The sequence below is a fragment of the Nocardioides sp. GCM10028917 genome, from assembly GCF_042666175.1.
Classification (GTDB): Bacteria; Actinomycetota; Actinomycetes; order Propionibacteriales; family Nocardioidaceae; genus Nocardioides.
The window spans coordinates 250,708-269,197 of the sequence record NZ_JBHTFL010000007.1 but is presented as its reverse complement, the minus strand read 5'-3'; the positions used below and the strand labels follow the sequence as shown (position 1 = coordinate 269,197).

Below are 18,490 nucleotides of genomic sequence, written 5' to 3'. Positions count from 1 at the left end.
CTCGCCGTCTTGCCGCTGGTCTTGCCCTCGTCCTGGGAGTGGGAGCCCTCAGCTCCATCGCCCCGGTCGCCGCCGCCCCTGACGACGAGGCGTTCGCACCGCTCCGAGGGTTCGAGCCCTCCGGCTCGAAGATCCGCGTGGAGCCCAAGGAGTACGCCGCCACCCGCGTCGACCTCGGCGCCCTGCGAGGCGAGCTGCCCCGGTCCGGCGACTCCGCCGTCATCGAGGTGCCCGCCCCGGACGGCACGCTGCAGGCCTTCCGCGTGCGGCCGACGCAGCGCATGGAGTCGGAGCTCGCCGCAGCCCACCCGGAGATCACCACCTGGTCGGGCGTCGGCGTCGACGACCCGCGTGCCTCCATCGCCCTCGACATCACGCAGATGGGCTTCCACGCCTTCGTGCGCACGCCCGGCGGACAGAGCGACTGGTACGTCGACCCCGCCTACAACCGTCCCGGCACCACCGCACACCTCAGCTACCGCTCCGCGGACCTGCCAGCGGCTGAGCAGCGGCGCGCTGAGAGCGAGGTGCAGGCGATCCGCGAGACCGTCGCAGCATCAGCAGCCGACCGCTCGACCGAGCCCGGGCAGGCCGTCCAGCGCCACTTCTACCGCCTGGCGCTGACCTCCGACCCGTCCTACGCCGCCTACTTCGGCACCGCCAACGTGCTGGCCGAGAAGGTGACCCTGATCAACCGGGTCAACCAGATCTACAACGACGACCTCGCCAGCGAGCTGCGGTTGGTCAACGACACCGAGAAGCTCAACCTCGACACGTACGCCGAGGCCACCGGCCCCGACGGCCCCTGCGGCAGCGCGCCGTGCTTCGAGCCGTTCGACGACAACGGCACGCCGGATGACGACACCGACGACTCGTACGGCGACATCAGCTACTGCGACGTCTCGACGCTGGGCAAGAACCGCACCGTCCTCGGCCAGCTGATCGGTGCGTCGAACTACGACGTAGGTCACATCGCCCTGGGCAACGACGGTGGCGGCATCGCCTACCTCGGTGTCGTCGGCGGTGACTACAAGGGAGGTGGTTGCACGGGCCTGCCCGAGCCGAAGGGTGACTTCTTCGCCATCGACTACGTCGCCCACGAGATCGGGCACCAGTTCGCCGGCAACCACACCTTCAACGGCGCCCTGGGTGCCTGCGGCGGCAACATCTCCGAGGCCTCGGTCGAGCCGGGTTCCGGCTCGTCTGTCATGGCCTACGCCGGCATCTGCCGGCAGGACAACCTGCAGCCGCACACCGACCCGTACTTCTCGTTCCGCACGCTCGACGAGGTCGACGCCTATCGCGCGGCCACCTATCCCAACATCGAGGTGCAGACCGTCTCGCTCAGTGACTTCGGCACCGGTGACACGCTCGTGCTGTCCTTCGACGGCGACACAGCGTCCATCCCCTTCGCCGACTACGACGCGGCGTCCGTCGAGGCGGCCGTCGAGGACATCACCGGCAGCAACGTCTCCATCGCTCAGTGGGGCTACGACGAGTTCAACTCCTACACGGTGAACTACGTGCCCCCGACGCAGCCGGACGAGACCGGTTTCCAGATCATCTTCAACGAGACCCCGACGGTGGTCGGCGCCACGGCCTCGGACGTCGACGTGACAGAGCTGGTGGCCGTCGACTCCTCGAGCACCGGTGTGACCGGCTTCACCGGCGAAACCGCCCAGGGTGGACCGGCCGCCAACGACGGAGTCGTGCTGCCCGACACCGGACCGGGCCAGGTCGCTGACAACGCGGCGCCCGTCGTGGACGCACCCGACCCCAAGACGATCCCGGTCCGCACGCCGTTCGCGCTGACCGGCTCGGCCACCGACCCGAACCGGGACGCCCTCGTCTACCTCTGGGAGCAGACCAACTTCGGCGACGAGGACGGCACCCGCCTCGCGGACAACACGAAGACCTACGGCCCGCTGTTCCGGGTGTTCGGCGACGACGCCGTGGTCAGCTACGAGGACTCGTTGAAGTCGCCCGCGCCCGGGATCAACATCGCTGACGGCGATCCCACCCGGGTCTTCCCCGACATGAAGCAGGTCCTGGCTCGCAACACCAACGCAGCCACCGGCACCTGCCCGACCCCACCGGTGACCGTGCCGCCGGAGCGGTTCCAGATGCCTGACGCGTTCCTCGACTGCTTCTCGGAGTTCCTCCCGACGGCGGACTACCTCGGCAGCTTCGAGGCCGACGACCGGGTCATGCGCTTCCGCCTCACCGCGCGCGACCTCTTCCCCAACGGCGGCGGCGTCGCCCACGACGAGGTCGCCCTCACCGTCGACCCGACCGCTGGACCGTTCCTGGTCACCTCGCAGGCCACGGGCGGAACCGTCGCCGGCGGCTCGTCCGTCCCGGTCACCTGGGCGGTCAACAACACGCAGCGACTGGCGGGCAACGTGAAGATCTCGCTGTCCACCGACGGCGGGACGACGTTCGGTACGGTCCTCGCGGCGAGCACCCCGAACGACGGCTCGCAGACGCTGGCCATGCCCAACGTCGACGCGAGCGACGTACGCATCAAGATCGAGGCGGTCGGCAACTACTTCTTCGCCGTCAACGACGCCTCGTTCGCGCTGAAGGCGACGCCCGCCCCGCAGACGACCATCACCTCCGGTCCGGCCAACGACTCGATCGTGCTGGAGCGCCGGCAGGCCTTCACGTACACCTCGTCGGTGCCCCCCGCCACGTTCGTGTGCACGGTCGACGAGGAAGCGGTGCCGTGCGCCGCGACCGGGCTGAAGAAGCGCTTCCGCGCAGGCACGCACATCTTCACCGTTGCTGCGGTGAACGCCGCCGGAGTCGCCGACCCGACGCCCGCGACCGTCTCGTTCACGGTGCCGCGCGACGAGAGCACCTTCGCGAGGGAGGGCACGTGGAACCGCAAGAAGGACAAGCGGGCCATGTTCGGCGACTACATCACGTCGCGGCGCAAGGGGTCCGAGCTCGTCACCCGCGTGCCGGCCACTGAGCGCATCGTGCTCGTCATCGGCAAGGTGCCGAACGGCGGCACGGCGCGGGTGTTCCTCGGCAAGCGCAAGCTGGGCGTCGTGAAGTTCGCCGGGAAGCAGAAGTTCAGCAAGCTGCGCACCTTCGAGCTGCCCCGTGCCCGCAAGGGCAAGCTGCGCGTCGTCGTGGCGCAGAACAAGCCGGTCCGGATCGAGGGCGTCGCGGTCGTCACCGAGCGCGCCACGAACTGACCGACCGGAGCAGGACGCCGGGTCAGCCCTGCGCCGAGCGAGACCGCTCGGCCAGGGCGACCGCGGCACGCTGCACGACGGGCAGCTCCTCGGGGTCGCGCGCGGCCTCGTGGGGCACGGCCCCGCCGAGCAGGGCCGCCGGAGTGGTGAGCCAGATCCAGGCCCGCCACGGGTCGACCGAGACGAGGAGCGGCTCGAGGACGGTCAGGAGCTCGGTGCGCACCTCTCCGGCCTCGTCGAGCTGGAAGGACGGCACCAGCACCGCGCCCTCGTGCCCGACGACCAGGAGGGTACGGCGCTCGGCCGCCTTGTGGACGGCGAAGCGCGCGGCGTTGGTCGAGACACCGCGCAGCCGAGCGACGCCGGCGTAGTCGAGCCAGCCGCCGTCGAGGAGCTGTTGCCGCAGCCCCGTCTCCCGGCGGAGCCGGACGAGCGCGACGGGCACGGCATGGGCCGGTTCCTCGCCCTGCGAACGCAGCAACCGGTCGAGCTCGGCCAGCCGCTCGGCACCGAGCGGCTCCCCGGTCGCGGGCTCGGTCCACCGCACCACGTCGCCGTCGCGTTCGTACGTCGGCAACCCGGCCGCGGCGAGCTGGTCGGCGAGCCCGAGGCCCTCCAACCAGTCCGCCAGCTCCTCGGCAAGGTCAGGCACGCCGTCGGACATGCTGGACCTACTTGTTGGCCTTGCGGGCCCGGGAGGCGGTCTTGGCGCGGGCGTTGGCGTCGAGCACGACCTTGCGGATGCGCACCATCTCGGGCGTGACCTCGACGCACTCGTCCTCGCGGCAGAACTCCAGGCACTGCTCGAGCGAGAGCCGCTTCGGCGGGATGAGCTTCTCGAAGTTGTCGGAGGTGGCGGACCGGATGTTGGTCTGCTGCTTCTCCTTGGTGATGTTGACGTCCATGTCGTCCGCGCGGGAGTTCTCGCCGACGATCATGCCCTCGTAGACCTCGGTGGTGGGCTCCACGAAGAGCACGCCGCGCTCCTGCAGCGACGTCATGGCGTACGCCGTCGCCGCACCGGAGCGGTCGGCCACCAGCGAGCCGTTGTTGCGCGAGCGGATCTCGCCGGCCCACGGGTGGTAGCCCTCGGAGATGTGGTGGGCGATGCCGGTGCCGCGGGTCTCGGTGAGGAACTCCGTGCGGAAGCCGATCAGGCCGCGCGAGGGAACGACGAAGTCCATGCGGACCCAGCCGGTGCCGTGGTTGGTCATGCCCTCCATGCGGCCCTTGCGGGTCGCGAGGAGCTCGGTGATGGTGCCGAGGTACTCCTCCGGGGCGTCGATGGTGAGCCGCTCGAAGGGCTCGTGCACCTTGCCGTCGACCTCCCGGGTGACGACCTGCGGCTTGCCGACGGTGAGCTCGAAGCCCTCGCGACGCATCTGCTCGACGAGGATCGCCAGCGCCAGCTCGCCGCGGCCCTGGACCTCCCAGGCGTCGGGGCGCTCGGTCGGCAGGACGCGCAGCGACACGTTGCCGATGAGCTCGGAGTCGAGGCGGTCCTTGACCAGGCGGACGGTGACCTTGGCGCCCTTGACCTTGCCGACCATGGGCGAGGTGTTGGTGCCGATGGTCATCGAGATGGCCGGGTCGTCGACGTGGATCAACGGCAGCGCGACCGGGTTCTCCGCGTCGGCGAGGGTCTCGCCGATGGTGATCTCCGGGATGCCCGCGATGGCGACGATGTCGCCGGGACCGGCGGACTCGCCGGGCTTGCGCTCGAGGCCCTCGGTGACGAGGAGCTCGGTGATGCGGACGTTCTTGACCTCGCCGTCACGACGCATCCAGGCCACGGTCTGGCCCTTCCTCAGGGTGCCCTGGTGGACGCGGAGGAGCGCGAGCCGGCCGAGGAACGGCGACGAGTCGAGGTTGGTCACGTGGGCCTGGAGCGGCGCGCCCTCGTCGTACTGCGGGGCCGGGATCGTCTCGAGGATCGTCTTGAAGAGCGGCTCGAGGTCGGTGCCCTCGGGCATGGAGCCGTTCTCCGGCTGCTCGAGCGAGGCGATGCCGGCCTTGCCCGAGGCGTAGACGACCGGGAAGTCGAGCGCGTCCTGGCTGTGGGACTCGTCGAGCAGGTCCATGAACAGCTCGTACGACTCGTCGACGACCTCGGTGATCCGGGCGTCGCTGCGGTCGGTCTTGTTGACGACCAGGATCACCGGCATGTCGGCGTTGAGCGCCTTGCGGAGCACGAAGCGGGTCTGGGGGAGCGGGCCCTCGGAGGCGTCGACGAGCAGCACGATGCCGTCGACCATCGACAGGCCGCGCTCGACCTCGCCACCGAAGTCGGCGTGGCCGGGGGTGTCGATGATGTTGATGACCATCGGCTGGCCGCCGCCGGCGGGACCCGCGTAGTGGACCGCGGTGTTCTTCGCGAGGATCGTGATGCCCTTCTCGCGCTCGAGGTCGCCGGAGTCCATGACACGGTCGGCGACGCTCTCGGCCTGGTGCGCGGTGAAGGCGCCGGCCTGGCGGAGCATCGCGTCGACCAGCGTGGTCTTGCCGTGGTCGACGTGCGCGACGATCGCGACGTTGCGCAGGTCGGAGCGGGACTGGGTGGGCATGCAGGGGCCTTCCGGGCGGAGATCGGGTGGCGACGGTGGCCGAGGGGCCGCACGCACGAGGGCGTAGATCGCTGGTCAAGGTTACCGGCGCCACGGGCGAGGCACTCAATCCAGAGGTGGGCGCCACGGCGCGGAGACAGTTCGCGCACGGGACGGCAACCGCACGTCAAAAGCGGCTCGATGCCACGACGGCCCTCCCTAGCGTCGGTCGCACAGACCGGGAGGGGCCGTGTGGGGATGCGGCCCAGCCCGGTGTCGCACTGTCATCCGGGAGGGATGATCTGCATGACCCTCACGTCTTCACGACCTGCCACACCCGACTCGTACGTCCCGAGCCGCCGCACGGTGCTCCGCGCCGCCGCCTGGACCGCACCCGCGGTCTCCGTCGCCGTGGCCGTCCCGGCGTACGCCGCGTGCTCGCCGGCCAGCACCAAGCCCTCGTCCTACGCACTCAGCTGGGGGTCCGGGGTCTACACGCGGGCCAGCGCCGCCTCCGGCACGGCAGTCGTCCCGGGCGCCGCGGTCGGTGCGCAGCCGGTCAGCGTGGTCGTCACCAGCAGCGTCAGCAGCAGCCGCGTCAACAGGACCGCCCAGAACTTGCTGGCGTCCTCGCAGGGCCTCGAGCTCCACCACGCAAGCCCCATCGTGGCGGGACGGGACCACCGGCAGACGGTGACCTTCACCTTCTCCCGCAGCGTCTCTGGTCTGACGTTCTCCATCAAGGACGTCGACAGCAGCCAAGGTGGGTGGTGGGACCGTGTCGAGCTCACCGGTGCACGGAAGTTTGAGGTGGCGCCGCGAGGCCGACGGAACACCCACATCCTCGGATCGGGCGTCCAGGGTGCTCCTTGGTACTACTACGACAGCGACACTGTCCTTCCGAACAGTGGTGACAGCCGCGGGACCGTGACCGTGACGTACACCGAGCCGGTGAGCTCGATCTCCCTCGTCTACTGGACCTCGGTCGGTGGCAGCAACCAACGGATCTGGTTGAGCGACTTCTCGTTCACCGCCTCGTCCTGCGCCTGACCTGCGTCCCTTCCCGCTGTCGGCGGCGGGGAGTAGACAAGTGGCATGACGACTCCTCGGGCGACCCGCTGCACCTTCATCCCACCGTGGCTCGTGGAGCGGGTCGACGGCCCCGAGCGGGCCGCGCGCGACGATGAGCTCCGTCGCGAGCGCGCCCTCCGGGGACGCGCCCCTCGGCCGGCGCCCCCGCCGGCCGAGGGAGTGGTCGCCGCGCCGGACTGGACTGTGCACGACGCGGAGTCGCGCACCACGCTGCCCGGCACCCCGGCCCGCAGCGCCGGGGAGCCCGAGACCGGCGACGTGGCGGTGGACGAGGCCGCGACCGGCATCGAGGCGACCCTGCAGATGTTCCTCGACGACCTCGGACGCGACTCCCACGACGGTGAAGGCGCCCCGGTCAGCCTGACCGTCCACTACGGCTCGCGCTACAACAACGCGTTCTGGGACGGCACCCAGCTCGTCTTCGGTGACGGCGACGGCCGCGTCTTCGAGCGGTTCACCAAGCCCGTCGACGTCCTGGCCCACGAGTTCTCCCACGCGGTCATCGAGCACACGGCCGACCTCGTCTACCGGGGCCAGCCCGGTGCACTCAACGAGTCGGTCGCCGACGCGTTCGCCTCCTGCCTCAAGCAGCGGCTCCTCGGCCAGGACGCAGGGGAGGGCGACTGGCTGATCGGGGAGGGCATCTTCACGGCGTCCGTCCAGGCACGAGCCCTGCGCGACATGGCCGCGCCCGGCACCGCCTACGACGACCCCGAGGTCGGCGCGGACCCGCAGGTCGGCCACATGGACGACTACGTCGAGACCACGGCCGACAACGGCGGCGTCCACCTCAACTCCGGCATCCCCAACAAGGCGTTCCAGCTCGCGGCGGTCGCGATCGGTGGCACGTCGATCTCCGGTGCCGGCCGGATCTGGTACGACGCCCTGGTGGGCGGCGACGTGCCCTCGGGCGCCAGCTTCGCCACCTTCGCGGCGGCGACCGTCGCAGCCGCCGGCGACCACGCCGACGCCGTCCGGGACGCGTGGGCCCAGGTCGGTGTCGAGGTCGACGCCGCAGCCGGGGAGACCGACCAGCAGTCGCCCCAGGTGCCCCAGCCCCCGTCGCCGCAGCCGGGCGGCCGGGTGCGCGTCGAGCGCAGCGGCGGCTTCGCCGGCCGCACCGAGACCGCCGAGGTCGACCTCGGCCAGGTCGACGACCCCGACCTCGGGCGGCTGGTGACCGAGGCGGTGCTGGCGTCCGCGGGCTCGGACGGACCGCCCCGGCCCGACATGTTCGTCTACACCTTCACCGTCGACGACGGTGACCCGGTGCGGGTGCCCGAGCACCTGCTGACGGCCAGTCAGGCCGAGCTGGCGCAGCGGATCCTGCGCCCCGACCCGACGACCGGCTCGACCTCCGGTTGGGACGCCTGACCGTGGAGGTCACGGTCGTCGAGGGCGACATCACCACGCAGGACGTCGACGCCGTCGTCAATGCCGCCAACCGCCGGATGCGCGGCGGGGGCGGGGTCGACGGCGCCATCCACGCGGCCGGTGGTCCCGAGGTCCTCGAGGACTGCCGACGACGCTTCCCCGACGGGCTCGCCACCGGTGCCGCCGGGTGGACCACCGCCGGCCGGCTGCCGGCCCGGTGGGTGATCCACGTGGTCGGTCCCAACTGGACCGCCGGCGAGCGCGACCGGTCGCTGTTGGAGTCGTGCTACTCAGGAGCGCTCGCGGTGGCCGACGAGCTGGGCGCGCGGACGGTGGCGTTCCCGCTGGTGAGCGCAGGCATCTACGGGTGGCCGAAGGACGACGCGATCGCAGCGGCGATCGACACGTTGCGCTCGACATCGACGTCGGTGGAGGAGGCGCGCCTGGTGGCGTTCGGCCGGCACGCCTTCGACGAGATCGCGGCCGCACTGTCGAGCGGACCTCCCTCAGGGTGACGGCGGAGGGCGGGACCGTTCGCTAGGTTCGCCGCATGCCGCGACTGAGGCGTACGTTCCCCGACCAGCCCGGCTGGACCCGCCGCCGGTCCGGCAAGGGCTTCGTCTACCTCGACGAGCACGGCAACCGCCTCGACGCCGAGCAGGTGCAGCGCTGCAAGGACCTGGTAATCCCACCGGCGTGGAAGGACGTGTGGATCACGCCCCACCCGAACGGCCACCTGCAGGCGGTCGGCACCGACGACGCCGGTCGCCGTCAGTACCTCTACCACCCGCAGTGGCGCGCCAGTCGCGACGCGGCCAAGTTCGACCGGATCCTCGGCTTCGGCAAGGCGCTGTCCAAGGCCCGCGAACGGGTGCTGACCGACATCGGTGCCGAGGGGATGTCGCAGGAGCGCGCGTGCGCCGTCGCCGTACGCCTGCTCGACCTGGGCTACTTCCGCATCGGCAACGACGTCTACACCGACACCAACGGCTCCTTCGGCCTCACCACGCTGCTGCGCGAGCACGTGTCGCGACGCGGCTCGGCGCTGCGCTTCCGCTTCGTGGGGAAGTCCGGCATCGAGCACGACATCGACATCGACGACAAGGCGGCGATCGAGGCACTCGACGTGATGCGTCGCCGGCGCGGTGGTGGCGATCGGCTGCTGGCGTGGAAGGACGGTCGCACCTGGCGCGACCTCTCGTCCTCCGACGTCAACGACTACATCCGCGGGTGCTTCGGCATCGACGCGACGGCTAAGGACTTCCGCACCTGGCACGCCACGGTCATCGCCGCCGCCGCGCTCGCCGACACCGACGAGCCCGGACAGACCAAGGCCTCCCGCAAGCGCGCGGTGTCCGCGGCGATGAAGGAGGTCTCGGAGTTCCTCGGCAACACCCCGACCCTGGCGCGCACGTCGTACGTCGACCCCCGGGTCGTCGAGGCCTACGAGCGGGGCCGGACAGTCAAGGTCCGCGGCTCCTACGAGACCGACGACGCGCGGCAGGCGGCGCTCGAGCGCGCCGTGCTCAAGCTGCTGGCAGCCTGAGCACGGCGCAGGTCTCGTGACGGGCGCAGGGCGCCCTCCTCGACCGGCGGACGGGCGCCTGAGCGCCCTTCTCAGCTGTTGGCGACGACGTGGTCGATCGCGGCGGTGAGCGTCTCGACGTCGGCCGGGTCGATCGCGGGGTACATCGCGATCCGCAGCTGGTTGCGGCCGAGCTTGCGGTAGGGCTCGGTGTCGACGATGCCGTTGGCTCTCAGCGTGGCGGCGATCGCGGCGGCGTCGATCGAGTCGTCGAAGTCGATGGTGCCGATCACCAGCGACCGGTCGGCCGGCTCGGTGACGTACGGCGTCGTGTAGGAGGTGCGCTCCGCCCAGCCGTAGAGCGCGTCCGAGCTGGCGGTCGTGCGCTCGACCATGCCCTTGAGCCCGCCCTGGCTGTTCATCCAGTCGAGCTGCTCGGCCATCAGGAAGAGCGTGGCCACCGCTGGGGTGTTGTAGGTCTGGTTCTTCGACGAGTTGTCGATCGCGGTCGGCAGGTCGAAGAAGGGCGGCACGTAGCGGTCGCTCGCCGCGATCTCCTCGGCGCGGGCCAGCGCCCGCGGCGACATCAGGGCGATCCAGAGGCCACCGTCGGAGGCGAAGCACTTCTGCGGGGCGAAGTAGTAGGCGTCGACCTGGTCGAGGTCGACGGGCAGGCCGCCGGCGCCGGAGGTGGCGTCGACCATCACCAGCGCGTCGTCGGCCACGCCGGCCGGGCGGAGCACCGGCGCCATCACCGCGGTCGAGGTCTCGTTGTGGGCCCACGCATAGGCGTCGACGCCGTCCTCGGCGACCGCGTCGGGACGCGAGCCCGGCTCGCTGCTGAGGACCGTCGGGTCCGTGAGCCACGGCGCCTTCTTGGCAGACGTGGCGAACTTGGAGGAGAACTCACCGAACGCCAGGTGCTGGCTCTTCTCGCGGATGAGGCCGAAGCAGGCGATGTCCCAGAAGGCGGTCGCGCCACCGTTGCCGAGCACGACCTCGTAGCCCTCGGGCAGGTCGAACAGCGCCGCGAGACCCTCCCGGACCCGGCCGACCGTCTTCCTCACCGGGGCCTGCCGGTGGGACGTGCCCATCAGCGTCGAGCCGGTCGCAGCGAGCGCGTCGAGGTGGCTGGTCTGGATCTTGGACGGTCCGGCGCCGAAGCGGCCGTCGGCGGGGAGGAGGTCCGCGGGGATCTTCAGCGTGTGATCGGTCTGGGCGTCGGTCATCGAATGGCCTCACGTGGGGTGCGGAACGGTCGGTCCTGACGACGCTGTCAGCGGGTCCTATCCTGTCACCTGCTCGACCGCATCTCACATCGGGGGATTCCACGCGTGCCTGACCGACCGACCGTCACTGCACTGCGCATCGCGCGACTCCCGATCACGCACCCCGACTCCCAGCTGCTGGTCGAGGCCGTGCAGGAGGAGTACGTCGCCCGCTACGGCGGCCGCGACGAGTCGCCGGTCGACCCGCGCGACTTCGAGGACCCGCTCGGGCAGTTCTTCGTCGGCTACCTCGACGGCGTCCCGGTCGCGACCGGCGCCTGGCGACGGTCGTCGGTCACCGCTCTCGGCGCCGACGTCACTGCGGAGGTCAAGCGGATGTACGTCGTCCCGGCGGCGCAGCGCCGCGGGGTCGCGCGGCGGATGCTGGCCCACCTCGAGGCGACGGCGGCGGACGCCGGGATCCAGGCGCTCGTCCTGGAGACCGGGATGAAGCAGCCGGAGGCCATCGAGCTCTACCTGTCGTCCGGCTACGAGCCGATCCCCGGCTTCGGCTACTACTGCGGCTCCGAGCTGAGCCGCTGCTTCGGCCGCCGGATCTGATCCCCGACGTAGCCTTGCCCGCGTGACCCGCGGACTGATGCTGAACGACGCCGACTGCGGCTTCTGCATGCGCACCGGCCGCCTGGTGCCGAGGCTCGGGGTCGACGTCGACCGCTCGACCGTCCAGGCCGCCGACCTCGAGGCGTTGGGCGTCGACCCGGTGCGCGCGGTGGTCGAGATGCCGTACGTCCACCCGGACGGCCGGGTCGACTACGGCCACCGCGCCTTCGCCTCGATCCTCCGGACGGGGCCGGTGCCCTGGCGCGTCGTGGGACGGCTGATCGAGTCCCGTCCGATCGACCCGATCGCCCGCCGTGCGTACGCCTGGGTGGCCGCCAACCGGCACCGCCTGCCCGGGGGGACGGCCGCCTGCGAACTACAGCGTTGATGTTCTGACGATCCCCGGACGGTGGCTCGTGGGGCCGCTTACGGTCCCTGTGCCACACGTGATCACAGGGGAAGGTGGGACGACTCGATGCGAGCGTCACTGCGCGCTGCCGCGCTCGTCGGGGGGATCTGCACCCTGCTCCTGGGGCTGCTCGCCGGCAGCCTCACCGCGGCCTCGGCCGACGCCGCCAGCAGTCGCCGCGGGACCGTCACGGCATCGGCGCCGTTCCTCATGCCGATGGAGCCGTACGCCGGCTACCAGCCGCAGACGTCCTGCCGGCGCACGCCGAAGCCGGGCGTGCTGATGCTGGCCGACTGGCTCGTCGCACGCGGGGGCGGCTACGGCCCGATCAGCCGGACGTGCGCCGGCTCGACCCGCAGCGAGCACAAGGAGTCCCGGGCCTTCGACTGGCTCCTCGACGCGACCGACCCCACCGAAGCGGCGCTCGCCGCCGCCCTGCTCGACGAGGTCCTCGCGCCCGACGACACCGGCCAGCCGCACGCGCTCGCGCGCCGAATGGGGATCATGTACATCATCTGGGACGACACGATGTACGCCTCCTACGACGGGTTCGTGCCCAAGCGCTACCTGAGCTCGGGCTGCCGCTCGCGGCGCACCTGCTCACCGACCCTGCGGCACCGTGACCACCTGCACGTCTCGCTGACGCGCCAGGGCGCGAAGGGCACGACGTCCTGGTACTACGCGCAGGTGCCGCCGCCCGCCTGACCGCGACCCCCCCGCTGGATCACTTCCCCCAGCCCGCGTCCCATCCCTCAACCTCGTCGGCCGGGCGCGTGCTCGGACCCGCGTAGACCGCGGACGGACGGATCAGGCGACCCGTGGTCTTCTGCTCGAGGATGTGCGCCGACCACCCGCCGGTGCGGGCGCAGGTGAACATCGAGGTGAACATGTGCGCCGGCACCTCGGCGAAGTCGAGGACGATGGCCGCCCAGAACTCGACGTTGGTCTCGAGGACCCGGTCGGGACGGCGCGCGCGCAGCTCCTCCAGCGCTGCCTTCTCCAGCGCCTCGGCGACCTCGTAGCGCGGGGCGTCGAGCTCGCGGGCGGTGCGCCGCAGCACGCGCGCCCGTGGGTCCTCGGCGCGGTAGACGCGGTGGCCGAAGCCCATCAGCCGCTCGCCGTTGTCGAGCAGCTCCTTGACGTACGACGACGCGTCGCCGTCGCGCTTCTCGACCTCCTCGATCATCCCGAGCACCCGCGACGGCGCGCCGCCGTGGAGGGGGCCCGACATCGCGCCGATGGCCCCGGAGAACGCCGCCGCCACGTCGGCGCCGGTGGAGGTGATGACGCGGGCGGTGAAGGTGGAGGCGTTCATGCCGTGCTCGGCCGCGGACGACCAGGCGTCGATCGCGTGGGCGTGCTGGGGGTCCGCCTCGCCGCGCCACCGGATCAGGAAGCGCTCGGCGAGGGTCCGGCCCTGGTCGACCTCGGCCTGGGTGACGACCGGCCTGCCGAGGCCACGCGCCGACTGGGCGGCGTACGACAGCACCATGACGGCGACGCGCGACAGGTCGAGGCGCGCCTGCTCGTCGGAGATGTCGTAGGTCTGGCCCATGCCGAGCATCGGCGCGAGCATCGCCACCGCGGCCTGCACGTCGGCCCGGACGTCGCCGGTGTGGATCGAGATGTTGTACGGCTCGGCCGGCGGCAGGCCGGGCGTGTAGGAGCCGTCGACGAGCAGGCCCCAGACGTTCTCGAACGGGACGCGGCCGACCAGCTCCTCGATGTCGACGCCGCGGTAGCGGAGGGCCGAGCCCTCCTTGTCGGGCTCGGCGATCTGCGTCTCGAACGCGACGACACCTTCGAGGCCGTGCTGGATCTCGGTCATGGCGGTCATTGTGCACCCGGTGCTCGTTCCTCGCGCCCCACTAGGGTCGTGACATGGACCTGTCCGGACTGCGCGAGGAGTACGGCCGCGGCGGGTTGGACCTGCCCGACCTGGCCGCCGAGCCGATCGAGATGTTCGAGCGTTGGCTCCGCCAGGCCGTCGAGGCCGGGGTGCACGAGCCCAACGCGATGGTGCTCTCCACGGCGACGCCCGAGGGTGGGCCGTCGAGCCGGATGGTGCTGCTCAAGGGTGTCGGTCCCGACGGCTTCGTCTTCTACACCAACCGCGCGTCCCGCAAGGGCGCGGAGCTGGCCGCCGACCCGCGGTGCGCGCTGCTGTTCCCGTGGCACCCGCTCGAGCGGCAGGTCCGCGTCGAGGGCGCCGCATCGGTGATCCCGGACGACGAGGTCGAGGCCTACTTCCGCTCCCGCCCCCGTGGCGCCCAGCTGGGGGCGTGGGCCTCGGACCAGTCGCGTCCCGTCGCCTCGCGCGCCGCGCTGGCGGCGTCGTACGCCCGGGTGCAGGAGCGCTTCGGCGACGACGGTCCGGTGCCGGTGCCGCCGGAGTGGGGCGGCTACCGGGTGCGGCCGGAGGTCGTGGAGTTCTGGCAGGGACGTCCGAGCCGGATGCACGACCGCCTGGTCTACCGGCGCGGCGAGGACGGCTGGACCACGGAGCGTCTCGCCCCCTGAGCACGACGAGCCGGGGCAGCGCGACCAAGCGCGGCAAATCTCGGCGAATTCTCGCGTGTGGACGGCGGCTCGTGGGTCTAGGTTCGGATCCATGCATGGTGCGTCGAGCAGGTTGCAGGTGCGACTGGCCGCGGACGCAGCCAGCGTCCCCGCCGCGCGCCGCTTCGTGGCGGACGGCCTGACCGCCTGGGGCGAGGGTGGGCTGGTCGACACCGGCGAGCTCGTGGCCAGCGAGCTGTCGAGCAACGCGGCGCTCCACGCCAGCGCGGAGTTCATGCACGTGACGCTCGAGCGGACCGCCGACGCCGCCGCCGGCGTACGCGTCGCCGTCGAGGACGACGGACCCGTGGGGGTCGAGGCCGTGCTTGCGCGGACACTCGGCAGCGACGGCCTCTCCTGGGACGAGCTCGACGCCACGGGCCGCGGGCTGACCATCGTCGCCATGCTGGCCGGACGCTGGGGCGTCGACCAGACCGCTCGTGGCAAACGGGTGTGGGCCGACCTCCTGAACGGCGGAGCGGCGCACGCCGCTCTCGACCCGGAGCGCGCCGCGCCGGACGTCGGACCCCCGGACGGCGACCTGCCGCCGGGCTGGGCGCTCGTCCGCCTGGTGCAGTGCCCGGTCGCGCTGAGCCTTCGGCAGGACAGCCACCTCGACGAGCTGATCCGCGAGCTGCAGCTGCTGGCGGTCGACGAGCACAACAGCGAGTCGGCCGCCATCGCCGAGGAGATCCGGGGACTCCTGGTCTCGCCCACGCACGCCCGGCTCACCGGTCGCCGGGCCGCCGAGCAGGCACGGGAGGAGCACCTCGAGCACGTCGACGTCGAGATGGCCATGCCGCGCGAGTTCGGCGTGCTGGTCGAGCAGCTGCAACGGGCCGTCGCCCGGGCCGACCGGCTGTGCGAGGAGGGGCGGTTGCTGACGTTGGCGTCCCCGGCCGAGCTGCGGGCGCTGCGGGCCTGGATGACCCACGAGGTGGTCGGGCAGACGAGCAGGGGAGCGGCGCCGGTGTCCTGGCCGGAGTGGCTGGCCGCCACCCCGGCGGCCTGAGGGTCGATCAGGCGGCGCGCCGGCGCGGCAGGCCCAGGGCGAGCGCAGCGACCACCACACCGGCTCCGGCCGCTGCGAGCCAGGTGGGCAGGGCGGTGGGGATGCCGAGGAACGTCGTGATCCCGAGGATGCGCGCCATGCCCCACGGGAGCAGTGCGAGCTGGTCGTTCCAGACGGTCAGCGCATCCTCGAGGCCGACCGCTGCGAGCAGGGCGCCCAGCGCGAGCATCACGCCCCCGACGGTGCCGGCCGCCGCCGCCGCGGCCCGCCGGCTGACGGACCGAGCGGCCAGCGACCACACCAGGGCCGTGAGGACCCAGCCGGCCAGGACGACCGCCACCACGACGTACGCCGCCCGCACGAGCGGCTCGGTCCAGAAGACGAACCAGTAGCCACCCGGACCCCGCCAGGCCAGGACCGCGAGCAGCAGCAGCGAGCGGAGGACCACCGCGCCGCCGACCGCGGTCGCGACGTGCCACGAGCGGGTGCGCCACGTCGCGACGGCGACGACCGAGCCGAGCACGCCCCACCCGAGGCCGACGGCGAGCAGGTGGCTCGGTGCCAGGAACCAGGTGAGCACCAGGCGGCTCCACGCCACGGCGGCCACCGGCAGCGCCACCACCAGCCATCGCGACACCGGGCCGGGGTCGCGCCACGGCGTGAGCGCGGTGCGGACGAGGGTGCGGCCCGTGCGGGTCAGGCCGAGCCCGAGCAGGAGCGCCACCAGGCCGCCGCGGGCGAGCCACGCCATCGGGAGGTCGCGGGCCGCGCGCTCCTCGCCGATCCGGGCGGCGGTGAGGTTGTAGGCCGGCAGGGCCAGGTCGTCGCCGTACGTCTCCTCGTGCCGCACCGCGGCGGCGTCGAACCTCTGACGGGCGGACTCCCAGACGTGGCGGCCCTCGCCGGTGTCGAGCCACTGCGCGTGGCGCAGCACCATCTCGCGGTAGGCGCCGAGCAGGGCGTGCAGGTCGACCTGGTAGTCGAGCGAGGCGAGCAGCTGCTCGCGCAGCGCCGGGTCGCGGTAGGTCGCCTCGTCGGTGCCCGCGACGAGGTCGCGCATGGTCGTGGCGACGTCGATCGCGTGCTGCCCGTCGTCGATCGCCTCCGTCACCCCGCCCGGCCCGGAGTCGCGCGTGACGGCGTAGAGGACGTCGAGGACCGCGCTGTCGCCGGTGAGGATGTCCCACTCGAACAGCAGCATCTGCGGCGGGGGCTCGAGGCCGAGGGCGAAGGCGCGCACCTCGGCGAACTGCGGGACGTACTGCCCATGGGTGACGGCCTCACGCGAGAGAGCGAGGGCCTGGGTGACCTTCGCGACCGTGTCGGGGTCGGTGGAGAGCCAGCGCCGCACCCAGTCGGCGGTGAGCTCGGCGGGGTCGGCGTCCGGGTCGCGCGCCAGTCGACCGGCGACCTCGGTGTTGAGGTCGTAGAGCTGCCAGAAGCCGGTGATCAGCAGCAGTGATCTCGGCCCGGCGCGCCACGGACCGCCGTCCTGGGTCCACGTCCAGACCCCCTCGACGTGCGGGTTCGCGGCGAGGAAGCGGCGCAGCGCGAGCTGGTGGAGCACGCCGAGGTCGTTGGGGACCGTTCCGAACGACTCGAACTCGCGCCGGCTCTGCAGCTCGACGATGCGTCGTTGGCTGCCCTGCTCGAGCGTCTCGTTGAGCGGGAGCCACGAGTAGAAGTCGCCCAGGCTGTACTTCGTCGACACCACGAGGCGCGGGGAGTCGACGCCCGCGAGCACCTCGTCGTACGACTCGGGGTTGGTGTGCATGTCGCCCACCGCACCCACGCCGACGCTCCACGTCCGGAACACGACGTCCTTGTCGGCGCGCTCCGCCTGGCCGGTGAAGGCGTCGAGCATCGCCCGGACGGCGGGCGCCGTGGTCACCGTGATCTCGGAGAAGTAGTCGATGCCCGGAGTGTTGTAGATCGACCCGCCCTCGCCGATGCGCAGCACGACCCCGGACAGCTGCGGGAGCTCGGCGTAGAGCTCGTCGAGCGCGGCCTCGTAGACGCCCCAGAGCCCGGGGTCGGTCGGGTCGAGGTCGAACCGCTCGGTGAGGTGGCGCTCCAGCGGCGTGCTGAGCACGAGCATGTCGGTGCGGAGGTAGACGTCGAGGCCCAGCTCGTCGAGCTCGGCCCACAGCGGGCCGAACGCGTCCCGCACCGCCTCCGCCCGGGCGACGTACTCCGGGTCGTCGGCGTAGACCTCCGGCACCTCGGCGAAGGTGACGTACTCCAGGAAGCCGGGCACGGTCACGGCGTTGTAGCCCTGCGCGAGCACGTGCTCGGCGAAGTCGTGGAGGTCCTCGCGGGCATCGCCGAGGGCCGCCTCGTCGATCCACGGCGCATCGGGCAGCAGGACGTCCTCGAACGCGCGCGAGTAGTGGGAGTAGTCGGTGCCGCCGCGCCACTGCCCGGGGTCGGGGTCGACCCCCGCCGCGCCGAGGTCGACCATCCGGAACGGCAGCCGGGAGGTGACGGTCCCGCCGAGCCGCTCGGTGAGCGGACGGTGCGCCCACGCGGCCTCGGCGAGGTCGTAGACGCCCCGGACCGCCCCGGTCTCGGACGCCGCCCGGATCCGCAGCCGGTCGGCGGTGCCCGTCAGGCGGTACGAGTCGTCGTCGGGGTCACCCTCGCCGAAGCCGACCCGCAGGGTCGCCGTCCCCTCGCCGTCGGCGGTCGCGTCGCGCAGCTCGGCCCGCGCGGCGTCCAGGCGTACGCCGTCGGGTGCCGTGACGCGGACGCGCGGAGGAACGACGGGCTCCCTCGGCGGTGCCGCGCGCAGCGCCTCCACCGGCACGTCCTTGGGCTCGACCCGGATCCCCAGCGCGCTCGAGATGCCGTACGCCGTCGCCGCGCCGAGCGCTCCGAGCACGAGGACGGTGAGGACGACCTGGACCGCCCGCTTCATCACGAGCGCACTCTAGTGAGGGTCGTG

15 protein-coding genes are annotated in these 18,490 nt (G+C 72.0%); 10 read left to right on the top strand and 5 right to left on the bottom strand.

What is annotated here, in order from left to right:
- The first annotated feature begins 38 nt into the window (after positions 1-38).
- Complete coding sequence (locus tag ACFQW6_RS10660) at positions 39-3,203, top strand: reprolysin-like metallopeptidase (RefSeq protein WP_378544348.1); 3,165 nt, start codon at positions 39-41, stop codon at positions 3,201-3,203.
- A gap of 22 nt (positions 3,204-3,225) precedes the next feature.
- On the opposite strand, the gene ACFQW6_RS10655 is transcribed toward ACFQW6_RS10660, so the two are convergent.
- The gene (locus ACFQW6_RS10655) at positions 3,226-3,855 is read right to left on the bottom strand and encodes a hypothetical protein (protein ID WP_378544345.1); all 630 of its coding nucleotides are present in this window, start codon (positions 3,853-3,855) and stop codon (positions 3,226-3,228) included.
- 19 nt (positions 3,856-3,874) lie between these two features.
- Entirely contained in the window at positions 3,875-5,767 is a 1,893-nt protein-coding gene (gene typA / locus ACFQW6_RS10650) for a translational GTPase TypA (protein WP_378544342.1), read from the bottom strand.
- A gap of 285 nt (positions 5,768-6,052) precedes the next feature.
- On the opposite strand from typA, the gene ACFQW6_RS10645 reads away from it, so the two are divergent.
- The 4 genes from ACFQW6_RS10645 to ACFQW6_RS10630 are packed head-to-tail and all read left to right on the top strand — an operon-like array spanning position 6,053 to position 9,758.
- Positions 6,053-6,796: a hypothetical protein gene (locus ACFQW6_RS10645; RefSeq protein ID WP_378544339.1), complete on the top strand. Its 744-nt coding sequence runs from the start codon at positions 6,053-6,055 to the stop codon at positions 6,794-6,796.
- Positions 6,797-6,841: 45 nt separating this feature from the next.
- Positions 6,842-8,212 carry a protealysin inhibitor emfourin gene (locus tag ACFQW6_RS10640; protein WP_378544336.1) on the top strand — a complete coding sequence of 457 codons (1,371 nt, stop codon included), beginning with the start codon at positions 6,842-6,844 and terminating at the stop codon, positions 8,210-8,212.
- Positions 8,209-8,727 (top strand): O-acetyl-ADP-ribose deacetylase, encoded by a 519-nt coding sequence (locus tag ACFQW6_RS10635; protein WP_378547529.1) that lies wholly within the window; start codon positions 8,209-8,211, stop codon positions 8,725-8,727. Before ACFQW6_RS10640 ends, ACFQW6_RS10635 begins: the two co-directional genes overlap by 4 nt.
- Positions 8,728-8,762: 35 nt before the next feature.
- On the top strand, positions 8,763-9,758 hold the full coding sequence (locus tag ACFQW6_RS10630; protein WP_378544334.1) for a DNA topoisomerase IB: 996 nt from the start codon (positions 8,763-8,765) through the stop codon (positions 9,756-9,758).
- Positions 9,759-9,829: 71 nt separating this feature from the next.
- Here the strand turns inward: ACFQW6_RS10630 and serC are convergent, their stop codons facing one another.
- Positions 9,830-10,966 carry a phosphoserine transaminase gene (gene serC / locus ACFQW6_RS10625; protein ID WP_378544331.1) on the bottom strand — a complete coding sequence of 379 codons (1,137 nt, stop codon included), beginning with the start codon at positions 10,964-10,966 and terminating at the stop codon, positions 9,830-9,832.
- Positions 10,967-11,071: 105 nt separating this feature from the next.
- On the opposite strand from serC, the gene ACFQW6_RS10620 reads away from it, so the two are divergent.
- The 3 genes from ACFQW6_RS10620 (at position 11,072) to ACFQW6_RS10610 (ending at position 12,680) form a co-directional block, all read left to right on the top strand.
- Entirely contained in the window at positions 11,072-11,566 is a 495-nt protein-coding gene (locus ACFQW6_RS10620) for a GNAT family N-acetyltransferase (protein ID WP_378544328.1), read from the top strand.
- A gap of 22 nt (positions 11,567-11,588) precedes the next feature.
- The gene (locus tag ACFQW6_RS10615; RefSeq protein WP_378544325.1) at positions 11,589-11,954 is read left to right on the top strand and encodes a thiol-disulfide oxidoreductase DCC family protein; all 366 of its coding nucleotides are present in this window, start codon (positions 11,589-11,591) and stop codon (positions 11,952-11,954) included.
- 87 nt (positions 11,955-12,041) lie between these two features.
- Positions 12,042-12,680, top strand: coding sequence for a hypothetical protein (locus ACFQW6_RS10610; RefSeq protein ID WP_378544322.1), 639 nt, complete (start codon positions 12,042-12,044; stop codon positions 12,678-12,680).
- A gap of 19 nt (positions 12,681-12,699) precedes the next feature.
- Here the strand turns inward: ACFQW6_RS10610 and ACFQW6_RS10605 are convergent, their stop codons facing one another.
- Positions 12,700-13,803 carry a citrate synthase 2 gene (locus ACFQW6_RS10605; RefSeq protein WP_378544319.1) on the bottom strand — a complete coding sequence of 368 codons (1,104 nt, stop codon included), beginning with the start codon at positions 13,801-13,803 and terminating at the stop codon, positions 12,700-12,702.
- A 53-nt stretch (positions 13,804-13,856) separates the two neighbouring features.
- On the opposite strand from ACFQW6_RS10605, the gene pdxH reads away from it, so the two are divergent.
- The gene (pdxH, locus tag ACFQW6_RS10600) at positions 13,857-14,495 is read left to right on the top strand and encodes a pyridoxamine 5'-phosphate oxidase (protein ID WP_378544316.1); all 639 of its coding nucleotides are present in this window, start codon (positions 13,857-13,859) and stop codon (positions 14,493-14,495) included.
- A gap of 91 nt (positions 14,496-14,586) precedes the next feature.
- Positions 14,587-15,546, top strand: coding sequence for an ATP-binding protein (locus ACFQW6_RS10595; protein ID WP_378544313.1), 960 nt, complete (start codon positions 14,587-14,589; stop codon positions 15,544-15,546).
- Between the two features lie 7 nt (positions 15,547-15,553).
- On the opposite strand, the gene ACFQW6_RS10590 is transcribed toward ACFQW6_RS10595, so the two are convergent.
- Positions 15,554-18,466 carry a hypothetical protein gene (locus ACFQW6_RS10590; protein WP_378544310.1) on the bottom strand — a complete coding sequence of 971 codons (2,913 nt, stop codon included), beginning with the start codon at positions 18,464-18,466 and terminating at the stop codon, positions 15,554-15,556.
- Positions 18,467-18,490 lie beyond the last annotated feature (24 nt).